Genomic DNA, 14,553 nt, shown 5'->3' on the forward strand with positions numbered 1-14,553 from the left:
CCTGTTGCTGTTGCCGCCATACGATGAGGGGCCGGTGCTTGCGTCTTTGGACTGGACCATCGGATTCAGGGACGCGGTTGCGCAGCCCGAAGGACGGCGTGTCCCCGATCTGCTGGCGCAGGAGACCACTTACCTGTTGCACGGCCGGGATGGCGAATGCGATCCGCAGGCCGGACACCAGTGGCCGGACTACTCGGTCAACACGCGGTTCAGCAAGGCGCATTCCGGCTCGGGGGTGTTGGCAGCGACCTGTCTCCCACTGTGGTCGATCACCTTGCTGAACGAGGCCGCTGCGCTGGACCAGTGGCTGCGGGCGCTGCACCGACACGCGGGGCTCGCCGTGGAGCACCGGGGGGCGGCTGCGATCGTTGTGGGGCCGGCACCCCTCGCGCCCGAGGCGCTCGGGGTAATGGTGTGCCTCTGCGGTTGGCAGACGGGAGACCCGAACGTCATTTTCAGCGCGCTTGAAGCGCAACCGGTGCCGATATTTCAGCTTGACCGGGCGCGTGTCGCCGAGTTGCTTCCGGAACTGCGGGCCGGGGGTTACCTGGACGACCAGGGCCTGTCCGCCGCAGGTGTCGCGGCCCTGCGTGCCTCGCCCTACTGGGGCTTTGCGGTGCGATTGCGAGAGGAGTTGTCGTCATGACCGGTACCAGCTTGGCGCAGACCCTTGCGATCGAGAGCCAGATTCGCCTGCCGGGTTCGGCGGGGCGTCTGATGAAGCAGATACGGGACATCGAGGCAGTGGCACCGCTCTTCCGGGATGCCGGGCTGGTGAAGGCGGTGCGGCGACCGGCCGTGATCGATCTCAGTGTCTCCGGCGTCGCCACCCGCTCAGCGGTCAAGAACGCCCTGGGCGGGTTCATCTATGCCTGTGCTGGCGTGCGCACCGATATGCTCATCGCGCAGAATCAGATCAGCACCAGGGGCAGCGACTCGATCTCGGAGCTGGACGATATCGACTTCGAGGCCCAACGTAAGCGCTTGGACCTGATTGAAATGCGGCATGGCTACCGATTGGCGGAACGATTGCTCAGCGACCCGTCGCCGTCACAGCTCATCGTGCTCGACACCCCGCTCTTCATCAGCCGCGATCTGGTCCCGCAACGACATCACAAGAAACACCGGGGTGACTATGACAAGACCCGTGAGGTCATCGAGCAATTCTGGAAGTTCCATCGCCCTGAGCTGTTTCCCTGGAACCCGCGTGGCCCCGTCATGGCGAGCATCGTGGCCGAGCGCTTCAGCGCCATCGTGAGCATCGCCCGGCAAGACCTGCGCACCGTGGAAGGCCGCAAGCATCTGCTCTTGAGCGACGGCTTCGACGAGGACCAGGCCGCACGGCTCCTGGGGCTCGACGAGAAGCTGTCCGGGATTGGAGACCAGCGCTTTGTTCATGGCATCCTCGGTTCCTTTACGCGCACTATGGCCTATCGGATGACGGAAAGTCAGTCGCGGATGGCGCCCGAGGAAGCCGTGGCCGCCGGCCTGATCGGATTTCACTACCGGGGCGGGCGCGGGAGCGACATCCAGATGGTCCAGTTGGCCGGAGAAGAGGAGGACTGGAACAGCGCGGCACTCGACGCGGTCGCCTGGAAGCTGATGATACTCGACATGCAGAGCCAGCGCCGGGCCTATCCCTTGCCCCAGGTGTTGGGCTACGAGCAACTGAAGGCCCTCGACCAGTTTGCTGCCTACTACCGGGCTGGCCTCAGTGACGCGATGAGACGCAACGATATCGAAGAGACCTGGTTGTCTGGTCTGGATGCAGAATGATGAATCATCAACCCAGGTTCCGAACATTTCACCACAAAGGCACAAAGGACACAAAGAATTTCAATGCGTTGTGCTGCGCCTGTCCATTGCCGCTGAGGTTAGCCGAACCGGGACAGCAACTTATTGTCTTTCTTTGTGATCTTTGTGTCTTTGTGGTGCGATTTCTTTTTCTTGAGTTAGGGTTCTTTGTGTCCTTTGTGCCTTTGTGGTGTAAATTCTCTTTCCAGGTTCTAAAATGAAATACAGCGTGTTGGGAAAATTGGTCGGCAACACCGGGGACTCGTCGAAGTTGACGATGGTGGTGAACGGCTCCTTTGCCGTCAGACGCGGTGAGTTTGTCCGGATCATGCACCAGGAGCGGCAAGACGAGCCCCGGGTACCCGTGCTCGGCCGGGTGATCCGCATTCACCGTTCAAACCTGTTGTTCAACGCCGGGTTCGGGGACGGCGTGACCGAACTTGAGTTGCTTCCCGGGGCCAGCGTCACCGGGGAACACCTGTACGCGAATCTGGAGCTGATCGGCTACCGCGATCCGGAAACGCGCCAGATCAAGATCCCGCGCCGGCCGCCGGACCCCGGGGTGGCGGTGGAGACGGTGGATTTTCAGTTCCTCGCTGATTTCTATGAGTTCAACGAGCACACCAGCCTGCACCTCGGGAACCTCGTTGGCTACGAGCACGGGGAGAACACGGTGCCGGTGTTCCTCGACGTCAACAATCTGGTTACCGAGCACCTGGCGGTGCTGGCGATGACCGGCTCCGGCAAGTCCTACACGGTGGGCAGAATCATCGAGCGCTTGGTTGCCATCAACAACGGCAGCGTCGTGGTCTTCGATCCCCATGGTGAATATGGGCGGGCCTTCGCCAAGGGGCAACTGCAATTCGGCCAAGTCGAGGGGATCGACGACCCCCGCGACCGGCATACGCTCCCGCGCATCAAAGAGATGTTCGAGCGGTTGCAGGCCGCCGATGCCGGCATCCAGGTCTATTCCCCGCAGCACGAGTCGTTTCGATTCAAGTACGCCGGAAAGAATCGCCCGCTGGCGCTTCAGTTCGACCGTTTCGAGATGGACGATGTGGCTGAGATCCTGCCGGGACTGACCGAACCCCAACAGCGTGTGCTGGACGTCGCCATGCGCTACTGGCGCCATGTGGATAAGACCGAACCCCGCGATATCAACCGGTTGCGCTATTTTCTCGGCGACGGGATCGATGAGATGAAGGGCTGGGACGACCTGTCCGATGCAGAGGCCAACGCCCTGAGTGGGCGCAGTGCCGCGGTCGCCTCCATGAAACTGAGCCGGGTCCTCAACGAGGCCCAGAGCTTTTACTCCGCCACCATGGCCGAGTCCACCGACATCTACCGGATGATCGGGCGACCCTCCAACCGCAAGGGTCGGCTCGTCGTCGTCGATCTCCAGGGTCTGAGTGATACCGCCAAGCAGGTGGTCTGTGCCCTGCTTTCCAGCGAGATCCTGCGCGCGGCGTCCAGCAAGACAGACCCACTACGCCCCTGTTTTCTGGTCTACGAGGAGGGCCACAGTTTCGCCCCCGCCGACGGCAAGGCGGTGAGCCATCGGGTGATCAAGAAGATCGCGGGCGAGGGGCGCAAGTTCGGTGTCGGCTTTTGCATCGTGAGCCAGCGCCCTTCCAAGCTCGATGCCGATGTGACCTCACAGTGCAACACCCTGATCACCATGCGTCTGAAAAACCCGGACGATCAGCGCTTCATTGCCAAGGCGTCCGATATGGTAAGTAAGGCCGACTTGGACGAACTGCCGAGTCTGTCGACCGGAGAGGCCCTGGTCTGCGGTCGGTCTATCCCGGCGCCGCTGCTCGTCAAGGTTGGCGGTAAGGCGCTGGTGCATGGTGGGGAGTCACCACAGGTGCTCCAGGTCTGGGATACCTTTCATGAATGAAGAGATCGCGCGCATCAGGGAGACACTGGAGGATTCTGATTTTCTCAAGCGGAGTTTCCCGGTGCTCCTTCACCCTGGGGTGAAAGACGAGGATGTGCTGATCCACAGCATCGGCTGTAGCCTTTGGAATACGCTTGGCCACGAGTTGGGATTTTCGGCCGTGGTCGAGGCGCCCGCGCCCGCTGCCGCGGGTTGCGACATCCGCTCCGACTCGGTCTGGTTCAACCGCACGGCCTGGTCCCCGGAGGTCTTGATCGAGTTTGAGCGTTTCGAGGGCGGTGTCCGCGGCATTGCGAAACTCGATGCAAAGGTTGCCAATCTCCTGGAAGCGGCGGCGCGCTGGGGGCAAGGGCCTCGCCTCTTGATCCTGTCTGCCTGGAGTAAGGGCATTGTCAACGCCCCCAGCGTTGACGGCTTCCGCCATGCGCTATTACGGGGGATCAACAACAGCCTGGGTGTTCATGTTCCGGGACGTCCCGGGTGCGCTTTACTCTTCGCGCGCTTTGTCTTTCGGACCCAGTCCCCAGGACTGGTCCGCTTGCATTCACGCAGCTACGCGGAGGTTGCGTGAAACCCATGAGCGCCCATTTCCTGCCCGGCGCCAATAAGGTCCTGGGCGACCGGTATCGACTATTGGAGTGTCTGGGTGATGGTACCCACGGTTGGGTCTGGCGTGCCGAGCGCTTACGCGACGGCACCATCGTTGCGGTCAAGATCCCGAAGCAGTTGTCCAGAGACGATCGCTACTTGGCGGAAGGTAAGGAACTCATCGGCGTTGCCGATCACCCCAATGTGATAAAGATCTTTGATGTCGGTCGGGTGCCGCCGGAACGGGAATGGTATGCCATTGAAATGGAGTATTTTCCGAGCGAGAGTCTCGCGCAGAAATTGGAAAGTCGCAGCCATCACTTTGGCAATACCTACCAACGGCTTTTCAAGATCTACGATCAAGTATTAGCAGCGGTTGCCTATCTGGCGTCGCTGGCAACGCCTATCTCCCATGGGGACATCAAGCCTCATAACATCCTGGTCGGACAGGGCGACTTGGTGAAGCTCACCGATTTCGGGAGTTCCGCCCTACCGGAAGAGATCTATGTCCGGACGCGGGAGAACGGCGGCACCGTGCTGTACTCAGCTCCGGAATACTCCGATTGTGTGTCCCGCAAAGGTAGCTTTCAGGATCTGTTGGCTGGCGACATCTATAGTTTGGGCGTGCTTCTCTATCAGCTGACCACCGGCCGACTTCCGCACGATACTCAGTCCCAGGTTCGCAGTCACGCCGTCTTTCCGCAGCCGAGAGAGGTCAATTCCGGTATAGTGCCAGGTATGGATGCGGTGATTCTGAAGTGCCTTCGCCGCGACCCCGGTGAACGCTTCGGCTCTGCGGAGGCGCTGAAGGATGCCTTTAGGGCGGCCAGCAAGACCCAACTGGATTATGTTCCAAATATCTCCATCCCCATCCGCCAAGTCAGCGCCGATGATTGGTCAAGCGATGTTATCCGTGCCCTCGAGAAAAAGGATTATACCCGAGCGGCGCGCATCGCCGCGCTGGAACATGCGCGGTCCAATGATAGCAATGCTCTGGTGATGCAGCTCAATGCGCTGTTCCGGGCTGAGCGGTGGTTTGATTTCAAAAGCGTCTTTACGGCACAGTCGAGTCTCGCGGAGCTGACCGGTAGCGATGGGTCTACCATTCGCCTGTTGGGAATCAAGGTTTTTCTGAGGTTGCGTAAGCTCGATGTTGCTCAAGACCTGCTACGGATCGCGGCCGAAAACGGCGAATCCTCGCTCGAACATGGGCTTTGCGAGGCATCGCTTTGGGGCATGGAAGCTGACTATGATCAGGCCCGAACTCTTCTGGACGACCTGAATCGCCAGTATCCCCGCAATCCGGATGTCCTGCGGCGTCTTATCCAGGTGTGCGAACAGCAACGCGACTATCAAGCGTCCGCGGGCTTCCTGCGGGTTGCGCTAACGGTCTCGCCCGACGACGAACGACTCTTGGCCAAACGGCAGAGATACGAGGCGCTGGGGGCCTGGTGAACCGGGCACGGTGCTCATGGTCCTGGTGCACGACAAGGGAAACGGACTACGAGGGCAGCACGGGCGCCGGCCCGCCCGGGCAGGCCGCGACCCGCCGGTCGGCGAGCCTCAAGTCCGCGCGGGCCACCGGGCGGCCTTTCGGCCATCGCTCCCGCCAGACTCGCCAGGCCATCAGCAGCCAGAAGATCTCTGTCGTCTACCGCACAGACCACGGCGCCGCCGTCCCCTACCTTGGCGGCTGCCGTCAACGACTGCCCGGGTTCAGTGTCGGGGTAGGTGTTGCCATTCAACCAGCAGACACCTGATCGCGCTCGGTGGTATCTTGCCGCGCCCGCATCGAGCGCCGCTCTCTGAAGGAACCCGGGACCATGATTTCGACGACACCCAAGGCCTATCTCGTCGGCGGCGGCATCGGCTCGCTGGCCGCCGCCGCTTTCTTGATCCGTGATGGCGGCATGCCCGGCGCGAACATCTCGATACTCGACGCGGGCCCGGCGCTGGGCGGCGCCTTGGACGGCGCCGGCGATGCCGAGCGCGGTTATTCGATGCGCGGCGGCCGCATGCTGACCACCGACAACTACGAGCGCACCTGGGGGCTGTTCAAGTCGATCCCGTCGCTCACCCAGCCCGGGCGCAGCGTCTTCGACGAGACGGCGCAGTTCAACGAGACGCATGTCTCCAACGCGATGGCGCGGCTGGTCGACCGTCGGCGCGCCAAGGTGCCGGTGGCGTCGATGGGCTTTTCGATGCAGGACCGGCTGGAGTTGCTCACGCTCGCCGATGCCGATGAAGCGTCCCTCGGCACGAGTTGCATCACCGACCACCTGTCTCCGGCCTTCTTTGAAACCGAGTTCTGGTTCATGTGGTCCACCACCTTTGCCTTCCAGCCCTGGCACAGCGCCGTGGAGTTCCGGCGCTACCTGCACCGCTTCGTGATGGAGTTTTCGCGCATCGAGACGCTCGGCGGCGTCAAGCGCACGGTGCTGAACGCTTGCGGAACTCTGCGGGCACCTGCGCTTCGACCTGGATACCGTTGCCAAGGCCAACTGCATCCCCTGCCGTATGCCCTACATCACGAGCCAGTTCATGCCGCGCGCGCCCGGCGACCGGCCGCTGCCGGTACCGCCCGATACGAAGAACTTCGCCTTCGTCAGCCAGTTCGTCGAGATCCCGCAGGACACGGTCTTTACGGTCGAGTTCTCGGTGCGGGCGGCGCAACTGGCGGTGTACCAGTTGCTGGGCATCACGAAGCCGATTCCGCCGGTGACGCCGCACGACAAGTCGCTCCACACGCGGTTCGACGCATTGGTTAAGGCCCTGAAATAGCCAACGTTGAGCGCTACGTCGACGCTGTTCACCGATCCATCGAAGAAAGGCTGTCCCATCAAGGGCTGCTACGTGGTGGGTATCGCGGGCGGCGAGGACAAGTGTCGCTATGTGGTCGACGAACTCGGCTTCGACGGCTGCGTCGATCACCGTGGCGACGACCTGCCCGAACGCCTGGCCGCCGCCTGCCCGAAGGGCATCGACCTGTACTTCGAGAACGTCGGCGGTGCCGTATTCGATGCGGTGCTGCCCTTGCTCAACACCAAGGCCCGCATCCCGGTGTGCGGGCTGATCGCCGCGTACAACGACACCGCGCTGCCACCCGGCCCCGATCGGCTGGGCCTGCTCGTCGGCACGTTACTGCGCAAGCGTATCAAGATGCAGGGCTTCATCGTGTTCGACGACTACGGGCCGCGCTGGAGCGAGTTCGCCAGCGCGATGGCGCAGTGGGTGCAGCAAGACAAGGTCAAGGTCCGCGAGGACATCGTCTTCGGTCTGGAGAACGCGCCTGCGGCCTTCATCGGCCTGTTGCAGGGCAAGAACTTCGGTAAGCTGGTCATTGCGCTCGCGCACGAATGAATCGAACCTCACCCACCGATATGCGTATCCCCATGAACATCCTGATAGTCCTTACCTCCCACGACAAACTCGGCAGCACCGACCAAAAGACCGGTTTCACCAATACGGAAGAAGCGGCAGCCGGGTTGACGAAGGTCGTTCCGTTCCTGGTGGAAGACATGCTCAAGGAGCACGGCGGCGAGTTCTCCAAGGCGGCCGACTGGCAACCTCATGTCGTGGTCGACGGCCTGTTGATCACCGGGCAGAATCCGGCGTCGTCGGCGGAAGGCGCCCAGGCGCTGTTGTCAATGCCGCGCCGTCCGTGAGTTGAACCATGCGGAGATATCGAAGATGAAGCTCTATTATGCTCCCGGCGCCTGCTCCATGGCGGCGCACATCGTGCTACGCGAGGCGGGCTACGCCTTCGACCTGGAGTCGGTCGATCTCGCCGGGCGATCCCGATTGCGCTTTTCCAGCGTCGCTGCGACTGGCTCGCGAGCGCCCTCGGCGCGGGTCCCTTCCTGATGGGGGCGCACTACACCATCGCCGATCCCTATCTGTTCACGGTCCTCAATTGGACTTCCGCCCTCGACATCGATCTGAAGCCCTGGCCCGCGTTGCAAGCCTATCGGGAACGGGTCGCCGCCCGTGCGGCAGTTCAGGAGACCTTGAAGGCGGAGGGGCTGGCCGGCTGATTGCGGCGAGAGTGAGCCGTCCGCGGCTCGGTCGTCTCTGGCCTGCTCGGCGATGGGTTGATCTGGTTTCTCTGCGGACTGCGAGCATCAGGTCGAGGTGTCCGGGTCGGCACTCCTGGAGATCGTTCCCGCCCATACCGTGCAGTGGAAACGCGACGTATTGGACAATTCGATGGCGATGGTCGCCTTCACCGAGCCTGCCGATCGGTTACACATTGCCAGCAGCGTGGTCATTCAGCACTATGAGGACAACCCCTTCGATTTCTTGGTGGACGACTATGCCGTCACCCACCCCTTCGACTATGCGCAGGAGGATGGGATCGAACTCGCACCCTTCCAGCAGGTAGTCTACCCGGGCGACCAGCCGGCCGTCGAGGACTGGCTGGACGGCCTGGGCCTGCGGCGGCCGATGGAGACCTTCACGCTGTTGGACCAGATGAACCGCGCCATTGCCGGCGGGTTTCAGTACCAGATGCGGGAGGAACCGGGCGTCCAGCCACCGGCACAGACGCTGGGGTGCAACAGCGGTTCCTGTCGCGACTTTGCGGCCCTCTTCATGGAGGCGTGCCGCCATCTGGGGCTGGCCAGCCGCTTCGTCAGCGGCTATCTGCACACCCCCGGCAGCGACACCGGCGACGCCGCGACCCATGCCTGGGCCGAGGTCTACCTGCTCGGGGCCGGTTGGAAGGGGTTCGATCCCACCAGCGGCGAGGTCGCCGGCAACCACCACATTGCGGTCGCCGTGGCACGCCACCCTGAGGCGGTGCCGCCGGTGGCGGGAAGCTACCTGGGCCGGCCCGATCAGCACCCATCCCTGAGCGTGGCGGTACGTGTCAGTGCGCTCCCGGCCTGAGGGCAAATCCCCCGATGCGGGAGATAACCAGGAAAGCAGGATACGATGGGCCCATTAGCCGGACAGGCGTCTACTGAAGGACTGATTGCGGTCGCTCGATGAGACAGCCCTGGGACGGCTTTTGGCCGAAACCGGAATGTTCAAGCCGTCTGCCGACGCGTCCGCTGCGGGACGCCTGTGTGACCCGGCTGGCCGGCTCGAGACCGTACTCCAGCCCCGCCGACGTTCTGCTCCTTCGTGCTGGCGCTCCCGGCGCCGCCAAGCCTGGCTGTCCCGTACTGACCGATGGGATCGGACAGATCCCGCCCAACTGATCCTGCCGGGCGGACAGGCGCGGCGGCGGTCGAGCAGGTGCCGATCGCGGCGAGTCTGAGGCGGTTCTGCTGGATGCGTCTCGGCGAGCACCCTGAACCGCAGCGAGCGTTTGGTGCGGGTGTGATCGGTCTTCGGCCGACCGCGTTTCCCGCATTCCCCCCAAGAATCAGCACCTTCAGCTCTCACGGTCCCCGTCCGCCGGGCTGCACACTGCGCCCATGGCTGACCCAACCGAAATTCCCAAGTGCATCGACGATCCACCGCTGATCCTGCTGTGGCGCGTCGATGATCTCGTCCCGATCGTGCTGTGTCTGGTCATCGGGATCTTCATCAGTCGCGATCCGGCGAGTGGCACGATCTACATCACCGGCACCCACGTCACCAGCGGACCGGCCGCCAAGCCGGTCAACACCTCACGCACCTATGCCCTACGCGTGGAGTTCAAGAACTATCGTCCGGTCGTGGTCTTCCTGGATTCCTATCCCGGGGAGCCGCGCGTCGGCGCAACCGATGGGAGCCCGCGATGATCCGTCAACCGACTCTGCTCGCCCCGTGCGTCTCACTCGCGCTCGGCGCCGCCCAGGCCGCGCCAGAGCCCGACCCCGGGGCCGCCATCCCGCGGGTCTCCTGCGACCTGTTGGATGTCCGCACCGCGGCGGCGGGACCCCGCGCTGACCTGACCGGGACCGGGGAGGACCTCCCGGGCGGCGCCCCGACCATTCGACAGGTCGGCGGGCGCGACCTGAGCGCCCGCCGGACCAGCAGTGCCCCGGAGCGCCGTGGCGGTTTCTTGCGGGTCGGGATGGGACAGTCGGCAGGCCAAGCCTCACCCGTCGCGATGGAATTGGGACCCCGCAACGTCAGTATCGCCGGGCACCACGGCGTTGATCGAGATCGCCATCGATCATCTCAACCGCCTCGTCACGCCCTTCGCGAACCCGGTGGTGCGGACCGTCTCCGCGGCCAGTACCAGCGTCGATGGTCATGTGGTCTACCTGGCCACGTCGACCGAGGAACCGGTTTCCCTGTACATCAGCGACGGGCAGAGCAACGACCTGGCGTTGTCGCTCACCCTGGCCCCACGGTATGTACCGCCGCGCGAGATCCGCCTCACCGTCCCCGGGTATCACGGCAAGGGTGCGAGCGGTGCGGCACCCGACAGCGGCAAGTCGGCATTGCTACCGCTCGCCGGGGGGGATGGCCACGGTAGCGACGCCTACGTCGCCGCCTTGACCGACCTGTTGCGGGCCATGGCCCAGCGGCGACTACCGGCCGGGTTCCAGGTCAAGGACGGCGGCCCGAAGGCGCACTGCGCCGCGGGGCTCACGATCACCAAGACGCAGTTGAGCCAAGGGACGAGCGCCAGCGTGCTGACGCTCGGCGTGCGCAGTTCAGCCCGCCGACCACCAAGGCGCCGAGCCCCGCGGTACCCGGGGCGCACGCGAGCGGTGCCGGCCGCGCCCTCGACATCCGCGTGGTCAGCGCCCCGCCGCCGCCTGCGCCGCCCCCTGGTCGACCCGCCGCCCCGGCCCCGGGCGAACTGTTCATCCCGGCCGGCAGCATCCTCACCGGCGTGCTCCTCAATGGCCTGGACGCCCCCACGGGGCAGGGCGCCCGCCAGCAGCCGCCCCCGGCCCTGGTGCGGATCAAGCATGACGCGCTGCTGCCCAATCGGTTCCGCGCGGACGTCAAGGAGTGCTTTGTGATCGTCGGCGGCTTTGGGGATCTCGGGTCGGAACGGGCGTACCTGCGCGCCGAGACGCTGACCTGCGTGCGCACCGACGGTGGGGTCATTGAAGTCCCACTCGACGCCTACGCGGTCGGCGAAGACGGCAAGGTCGGCATCCGTGGCCGCCTGGTGAGCGCGGTGGTTGGGCAAGCGTCTGCTTGGATCGCCAGCCCGCCGCCGGGACCGAGTGCCTACCTGGTGGAAGAACACGCGGCCGTGGACGGCCTGCCCCTCTACCCCGACAGCGATGACCTCCTCGGGGCGAACGCGGACCACTCCCGGTCATCCTCGCCGACCTGCGCGCGCACGAGCACACCAAGGCCATCGGGGTGGGGCGCTCGCCACCAGACCTCATGCCGGCGCTACGCAGCATCAACGAGGGGTTTCGGACCCAGATGACCCGACAGATCAATTGGCGCCTGCAACAGATCGCCATCGAAAGCGAGGCGCAGGCGCATGCCCTCGTCACCGCGGTCGTCGTTCAGCACCTCGCGCCGGTCCGGCAGCAACTCCGCCTGTGGCGTGGTTTGGCCCTGGTCGCCCTCATTGGGATCGGTGTGCTCGGCGGCACCGTCGTTGGCCAGTTCGTCTGACCGCCATGGGCAGTGAGTCCCGCCACCTGCTGGTGTTGTCGGAGCACCAGGCCCCCGCCTGGGCGCGCCGCCTGTGGGCGCTCGGCGAGCGGCCTACGGTATGCGTCGGCCTGGGCGAGGCGTTGCGGGTGCTTGCGCAGTGGAGCCGGGGCCCGCCGTCCAGGCCCTGCACGATCTCGCTCCGCGGGTACGCGCGCTCGTGCGCCGCGTGCGGCTGCGTCCGCCACGGACCGGTGCGCGTCAGCCCGGCGCCTTGGTCGTGGAACGGGTCGCGCAGGGATGGGCCGACCTGCTCGCCCATGTGCTCCAGGGTCTCGACCGCACGGCCAGCGGCGGTCCAGAGACGACTGCGGCCAGGTTATGGGTCGTGCTCCAAGCCATGCGCAGCCACCGCGCGACGGTGATCCTGGAGGTCCTGTGGGGGGTGCCACGGCTACCGGGGATGTGGCTGCGGCTGCATGAGCTGCAGACCTACACCAACGCGCGTATTCGACCGCAACTCGGCGCCGGGTCTGACCGCCAACTCGCCGGCGCGCTCGGGGCCATCGCACAAACCTACCGGGAGGCGCTGATCCTCGGCTGCGCATTGGTGCACCCGCCGCCGCAGTTGCTCACCAGTGCGCTGGTCGAGTCGTTGTCCGACTGGGCGAGTGGAACCCGCCTGCTGCCGGCGCTTCGCCAGGATTGGCAGCGGGGGTGGTGGGTCGTCGACACGCTCGACGATGTACCGCCGTGGTATCTCGACGGGGTGTTGCGGGATGACTGGCACGGGTATCGGCTTGAACTGCCGGGGGCCTGCCGGGAATTCTTGTCGCTGGCCTCGTCATCGCGGTAGGCCCGCTCTCTCGCTGCCCGCATCGGCGGGGGTTCCCGCGGGACATCAAATGACGTCAACCTCCCCGTACCCCGCGTACTCCCGTGACCGTCAAGCCTCGCACGACGCCGCAAGTGGGCCGAACGTGCCGCCGGGCCGGTGCTGAGACGGGCACAAGGATGGCTGGAACGATGATCAGGTCCGCCTGACATGACCAAGGTCGTGGATCACCCCGCGGCTTGATTCACCGCTTCCAGCCAGGTCCCCCCCATCCGGACTATCGAGGCGCGTCTCGGCCAAGTCTTCCAGCGCCTCGGCCTTGGCGACCTGGTCGAGCAACGGAACTGTGCGCTCGGCCACCTCGGTACCGGGAAACCGTGCCGGCGCAGCTGGCGCGGCTATGATCGATCTTGCGCAGCGCATGACCCCCCTGACTCTGTTTGGCGCTGGAGCAGGCGACTTACCCGTCGCGACAGGCCGCGGGACGGGCTGAAACTGGATCTGTGCCTGTACTGTGCGTAGAATGTGCATTTACTCAATGCCACCTCAGGTGCAACGCGATGGCCGCCATCTTCGCAGAGGTGCTCGAATTGACGCGGGAACCCGGGACGTCGCGGTTCTCTGCAGCGGGCGTCACCGACATCCTTGGCCTGCAGCAGCAGGATCTGGCCGAGCTGGCGGGGGTCCATCGCAACACCCTGCGCACCTACCCGGAATCGCCAAGACTGCAATCCGCACTGCGTGACCTGATGCGAGTGCTGTCGGCCGCCGCGGCGGTGCAGCCGGATGCACAACGCGCCATCTTCCTGGTCAAGAACGAACCCATTCCTGAGTTCCGTCACAAGTCCCTGTTGCAACTGGTACAGGAAGGCCGGACCGAGGATGCGATTGGCTACCTGGAGTCAATCAGCACCGGGTTCGTCGGTTGATCCTCTTCTTGGCGACAGCAGGGCATCGAATCGGCCGGACTGATCCGGATTGCACATCGTTCAGTCGCCCTTGTTGAGGTCGGGCGTTCGGTCGTCTGTCTCGGGCAGACTTCGCCGCACCGATTCCCCCAACGCGGCCAGCCAAGCGTCGCTGTCGGGACTGTCGATCACCGCGTCTGCCAACGTCAGCAGCCGATCGAATTCGTCAATCCGCTCCATGAGCGGTCGGCTGTCGGCGGCGATCACCGCTCCGAAGCGTTTCTCGACTTGAATCAACAGCATGTTGCAGCTCGCCTGCAACTCTTTGCGGCGCGCGCGGCCTGGTCTCCTGCGGGTCGGGCTGCTCGCAGAACTGCCAAAAGCGATCCGCGGGCATCGCGTAGTCGCGCTGAAGTGTCTCCAAGGCTGCCATTGCGATGTCCGATTCGCGAATCGTCTCCCGCAGCCTGTCCATCTCCTCGCGCCGCCACTCGTCGCCGTCTTCCGGGTCCGCGGCCGTCAGCAGGTTCGAGCCGGCGCGGTCGCATAGCTCGATCGCGATCCGCTCGATTCGGAATGGATCGTCCGGGTGGATCCAGAAAAAGAGCCGGTACCGGTAAGCGATATCCCAGTGGGGATCCCAGTCGCCGGCCAAAGAGCCCATGTCGGCGCTGCGCGTCGGCTGGGTGAGGTACTGCAACCAGCCCAGCAGATCGAGTCGCAGCCCGTAGTTGCGCCAGGGACGGAGATAACGTGCCGTGGCAATGAAACGTCTGACCCGCTCCAACAAGGGATCGGGATGCGGCGCAATCTCGAACGGCTCGGCTGCCAGCGCCTCCTCGAGGGCGTAGCACAAATGAAAATCCGCGCGCTTCTCCGGTGGATCGATGCATCGCCAGCGGTCGCGCTCGATCCACTCCGCGGCGCGTTGCAGCAGAAACAGAAAGGCCCCGGTGGCGAACTGCGGCGGCAGTTCCGGGTGCAGCTCGCCCAACTGATCGCGCAGCAGGCGGTCGAGCCATTCG

General features: G+C 64.5%; 18 protein-coding genes and 4 pseudogenes. 18 read left to right on the forward strand and 4 right to left on the reverse strand.

The features are described from left to right. The 13 genes and pseudogenes from QZY48_RS14895 to QZY48_RS34835 form a co-directional block, all read left to right on the forward strand. The coding region (locus QZY48_RS14895) for a hypothetical protein (RefSeq protein ID WP_295432108.1) at positions 1–646 on the forward strand (646 nt) is incomplete at its 5' end. Next, a complete protein-coding gene (locus QZY48_RS14900) occupies positions 643–1,776 on the forward strand; it encodes a hypothetical protein (protein WP_295432109.1) in 1,134 nt (377 codons plus the stop codon). The genes QZY48_RS14895 and QZY48_RS14900, both read left to right, overlap by 4 nt. Positions 1,777–2,011: 235 nt before the next feature. Next, positions 2,012–3,694 carry an ATP-binding protein gene (locus QZY48_RS14905; RefSeq protein WP_295432111.1) on the forward strand — a complete coding sequence of 561 codons (1,683 nt, stop codon included), beginning with the start codon at positions 2,012–2,014 and terminating at the stop codon, positions 3,692–3,694. Next, entirely contained in the window at positions 3,687–4,265 is a 579-nt protein-coding gene (locus QZY48_RS14910) for a hypothetical protein (RefSeq protein ID WP_295432113.1), read from the forward strand. The genes QZY48_RS14905 and QZY48_RS14910 overlap by 8 nt, the downstream gene beginning before the upstream one ends. A 5-nt stretch (positions 4,266–4,270) precedes the next feature. Next, a complete protein-coding gene (locus tag QZY48_RS14915) occupies positions 4,271–5,737 on the forward strand; it encodes a protein kinase (RefSeq protein WP_295432115.1) in 1,467 nt (488 codons plus the stop codon). Positions 5,738–6,105: 368 nt separating this feature from the next. After that, positions 6,106–6,667, forward strand: a pseudogene (locus QZY48_RS34825) (oleate hydratase); the annotation flags it as partial. A 120-nt stretch (positions 6,668–6,787) separates the two neighbouring features. Then, positions 6,788–7,063 carry an oleate hydratase gene (locus tag QZY48_RS34830; protein ID WP_366929699.1) on the forward strand — a complete coding sequence of 92 codons (276 nt, stop codon included), beginning with the start codon at positions 6,788–6,790 and terminating at the stop codon, positions 7,061–7,063. A 6-nt stretch (positions 7,064–7,069) separates the two neighbouring features. Next, positions 7,070–7,642, forward strand: a complete 573-nt coding sequence (locus tag QZY48_RS14925) for a zinc-binding dehydrogenase (RefSeq protein ID WP_295432120.1) — start codon at positions 7,070–7,072, stop codon at positions 7,640–7,642. A gap of 89 nt (positions 7,643–7,731) precedes the next feature. Further along, positions 7,732–7,947 (forward strand): annotated as a pseudogene (locus QZY48_RS14930) (type 1 glutamine amidotransferase domain-containing protein); the annotation flags it as partial. A 25-nt stretch (positions 7,948–7,972) separates the two neighbouring features. Continuing rightward, a complete protein-coding gene (locus tag QZY48_RS14935) occupies positions 7,973–8,146 on the forward strand; it encodes a hypothetical protein (protein ID WP_295432125.1) in 174 nt (57 codons plus the stop codon). Further along, positions 8,146–8,316, forward strand: coding sequence for a glutathione binding-like protein (locus QZY48_RS14940; RefSeq protein WP_295432128.1), 171 nt, complete (start codon positions 8,146–8,148; stop codon positions 8,314–8,316). Before QZY48_RS14935 ends, QZY48_RS14940 begins: the two co-directional genes overlap by 1 nt. Before the next feature lie 97 nt (positions 8,317–8,413). Further along, complete coding sequence (locus tag QZY48_RS14945; RefSeq protein ID WP_295432131.1) at positions 8,414–9,169, forward strand: transglutaminase family protein; 756 nt, start codon at positions 8,414–8,416, stop codon at positions 9,167–9,169. Between the two features lie 533 nt (positions 9,170–9,702). Continuing rightward, complete coding sequence (locus QZY48_RS34835) at positions 9,703–10,011, forward strand: type IV conjugative transfer system protein TraL (protein WP_366929698.1); 309 nt, start codon at positions 9,703–9,705, stop codon at positions 10,009–10,011. A gap of 32 nt (positions 10,012–10,043) precedes the next feature. Here the strand turns inward: QZY48_RS34835 and QZY48_RS14955 are convergent, their stop codons facing one another. After that, positions 10,044–10,307, reverse strand: a complete 264-nt coding sequence (locus QZY48_RS14955; protein ID WP_295432145.1) for a hypothetical protein — start codon at positions 10,305–10,307, stop codon at positions 10,044–10,046. Here QZY48_RS14955 and QZY48_RS14960 point away from each other — a divergent pair. The 4 genes and pseudogenes from QZY48_RS14960 to QZY48_RS14975 form a co-directional block, all read left to right on the forward strand. Continuing rightward, positions 10,264–10,818 (forward strand): annotated as a pseudogene (locus QZY48_RS14960) (type-F conjugative transfer system secretin TraK); the annotation flags it as partial. The gene QZY48_RS14955 and the pseudogene QZY48_RS14960 sit on opposite strands and share 44 nt — an antisense overlap. A 194-nt stretch (positions 10,819–11,012) precedes the next feature. Next, positions 11,013–11,393: pseudogene (locus QZY48_RS14965) on the forward strand (TraB/VirB10 family protein); the annotation flags it as partial. A gap of 215 nt (positions 11,394–11,608) precedes the next feature. Then, positions 11,609–11,806 carry a hypothetical protein gene (locus QZY48_RS14970; RefSeq protein ID WP_295432133.1) on the forward strand — a complete coding sequence of 66 codons (198 nt, stop codon included), beginning with the start codon at positions 11,609–11,611 and terminating at the stop codon, positions 11,804–11,806. A 139-nt stretch (positions 11,807–11,945) separates the two neighbouring features. Then, on the forward strand, positions 11,946–12,641 hold the full coding sequence (locus QZY48_RS14975; RefSeq protein ID WP_295432135.1) for a hypothetical protein: 696 nt from the start codon (positions 11,946–11,948) through the stop codon (positions 12,639–12,641). Positions 12,642–12,815: 174 nt separating this feature from the next. Here the strand turns inward: QZY48_RS14975 and QZY48_RS14980 are convergent, their stop codons facing one another. After that, a complete protein-coding gene (locus QZY48_RS14980) occupies positions 12,816–12,980 on the reverse strand; it encodes a hypothetical protein (protein WP_295432136.1) in 165 nt (54 codons plus the stop codon). A gap of 200 nt (positions 12,981–13,180) precedes the next feature. Here QZY48_RS14980 and QZY48_RS14985 point away from each other — a divergent pair, with 200 nt between their 5' ends. Then, positions 13,181–13,549 (forward strand): DNA-binding protein, encoded by a 369-nt coding sequence (locus tag QZY48_RS14985; protein WP_295432138.1) that lies wholly within the window; start codon positions 13,181–13,183, stop codon positions 13,547–13,549. A 60-nt stretch (positions 13,550–13,609) separates the two neighbouring features. Here the strand turns inward: QZY48_RS14985 and QZY48_RS14990 are convergent, their stop codons facing one another. Beyond that, positions 13,610–13,768 (reverse strand): hypothetical protein, encoded by a 159-nt coding sequence (locus QZY48_RS14990; protein ID WP_295432140.1) that lies wholly within the window; start codon positions 13,766–13,768, stop codon positions 13,610–13,612. After that, positions 13,755–14,553: hypothetical protein (locus QZY48_RS14995; protein WP_295432142.1), on the reverse strand; the 799-nt coding region annotated here is incomplete at its 5' end. The genes QZY48_RS14995 and QZY48_RS14990, both read right to left, overlap by 14 nt.

It is taken from the genome of uncultured Thiodictyon sp. (assembly GCF_903828115.1).
Classification (GTDB): Bacteria; Pseudomonadota; Gammaproteobacteria; order Chromatiales; family Chromatiaceae; genus Thiodictyon.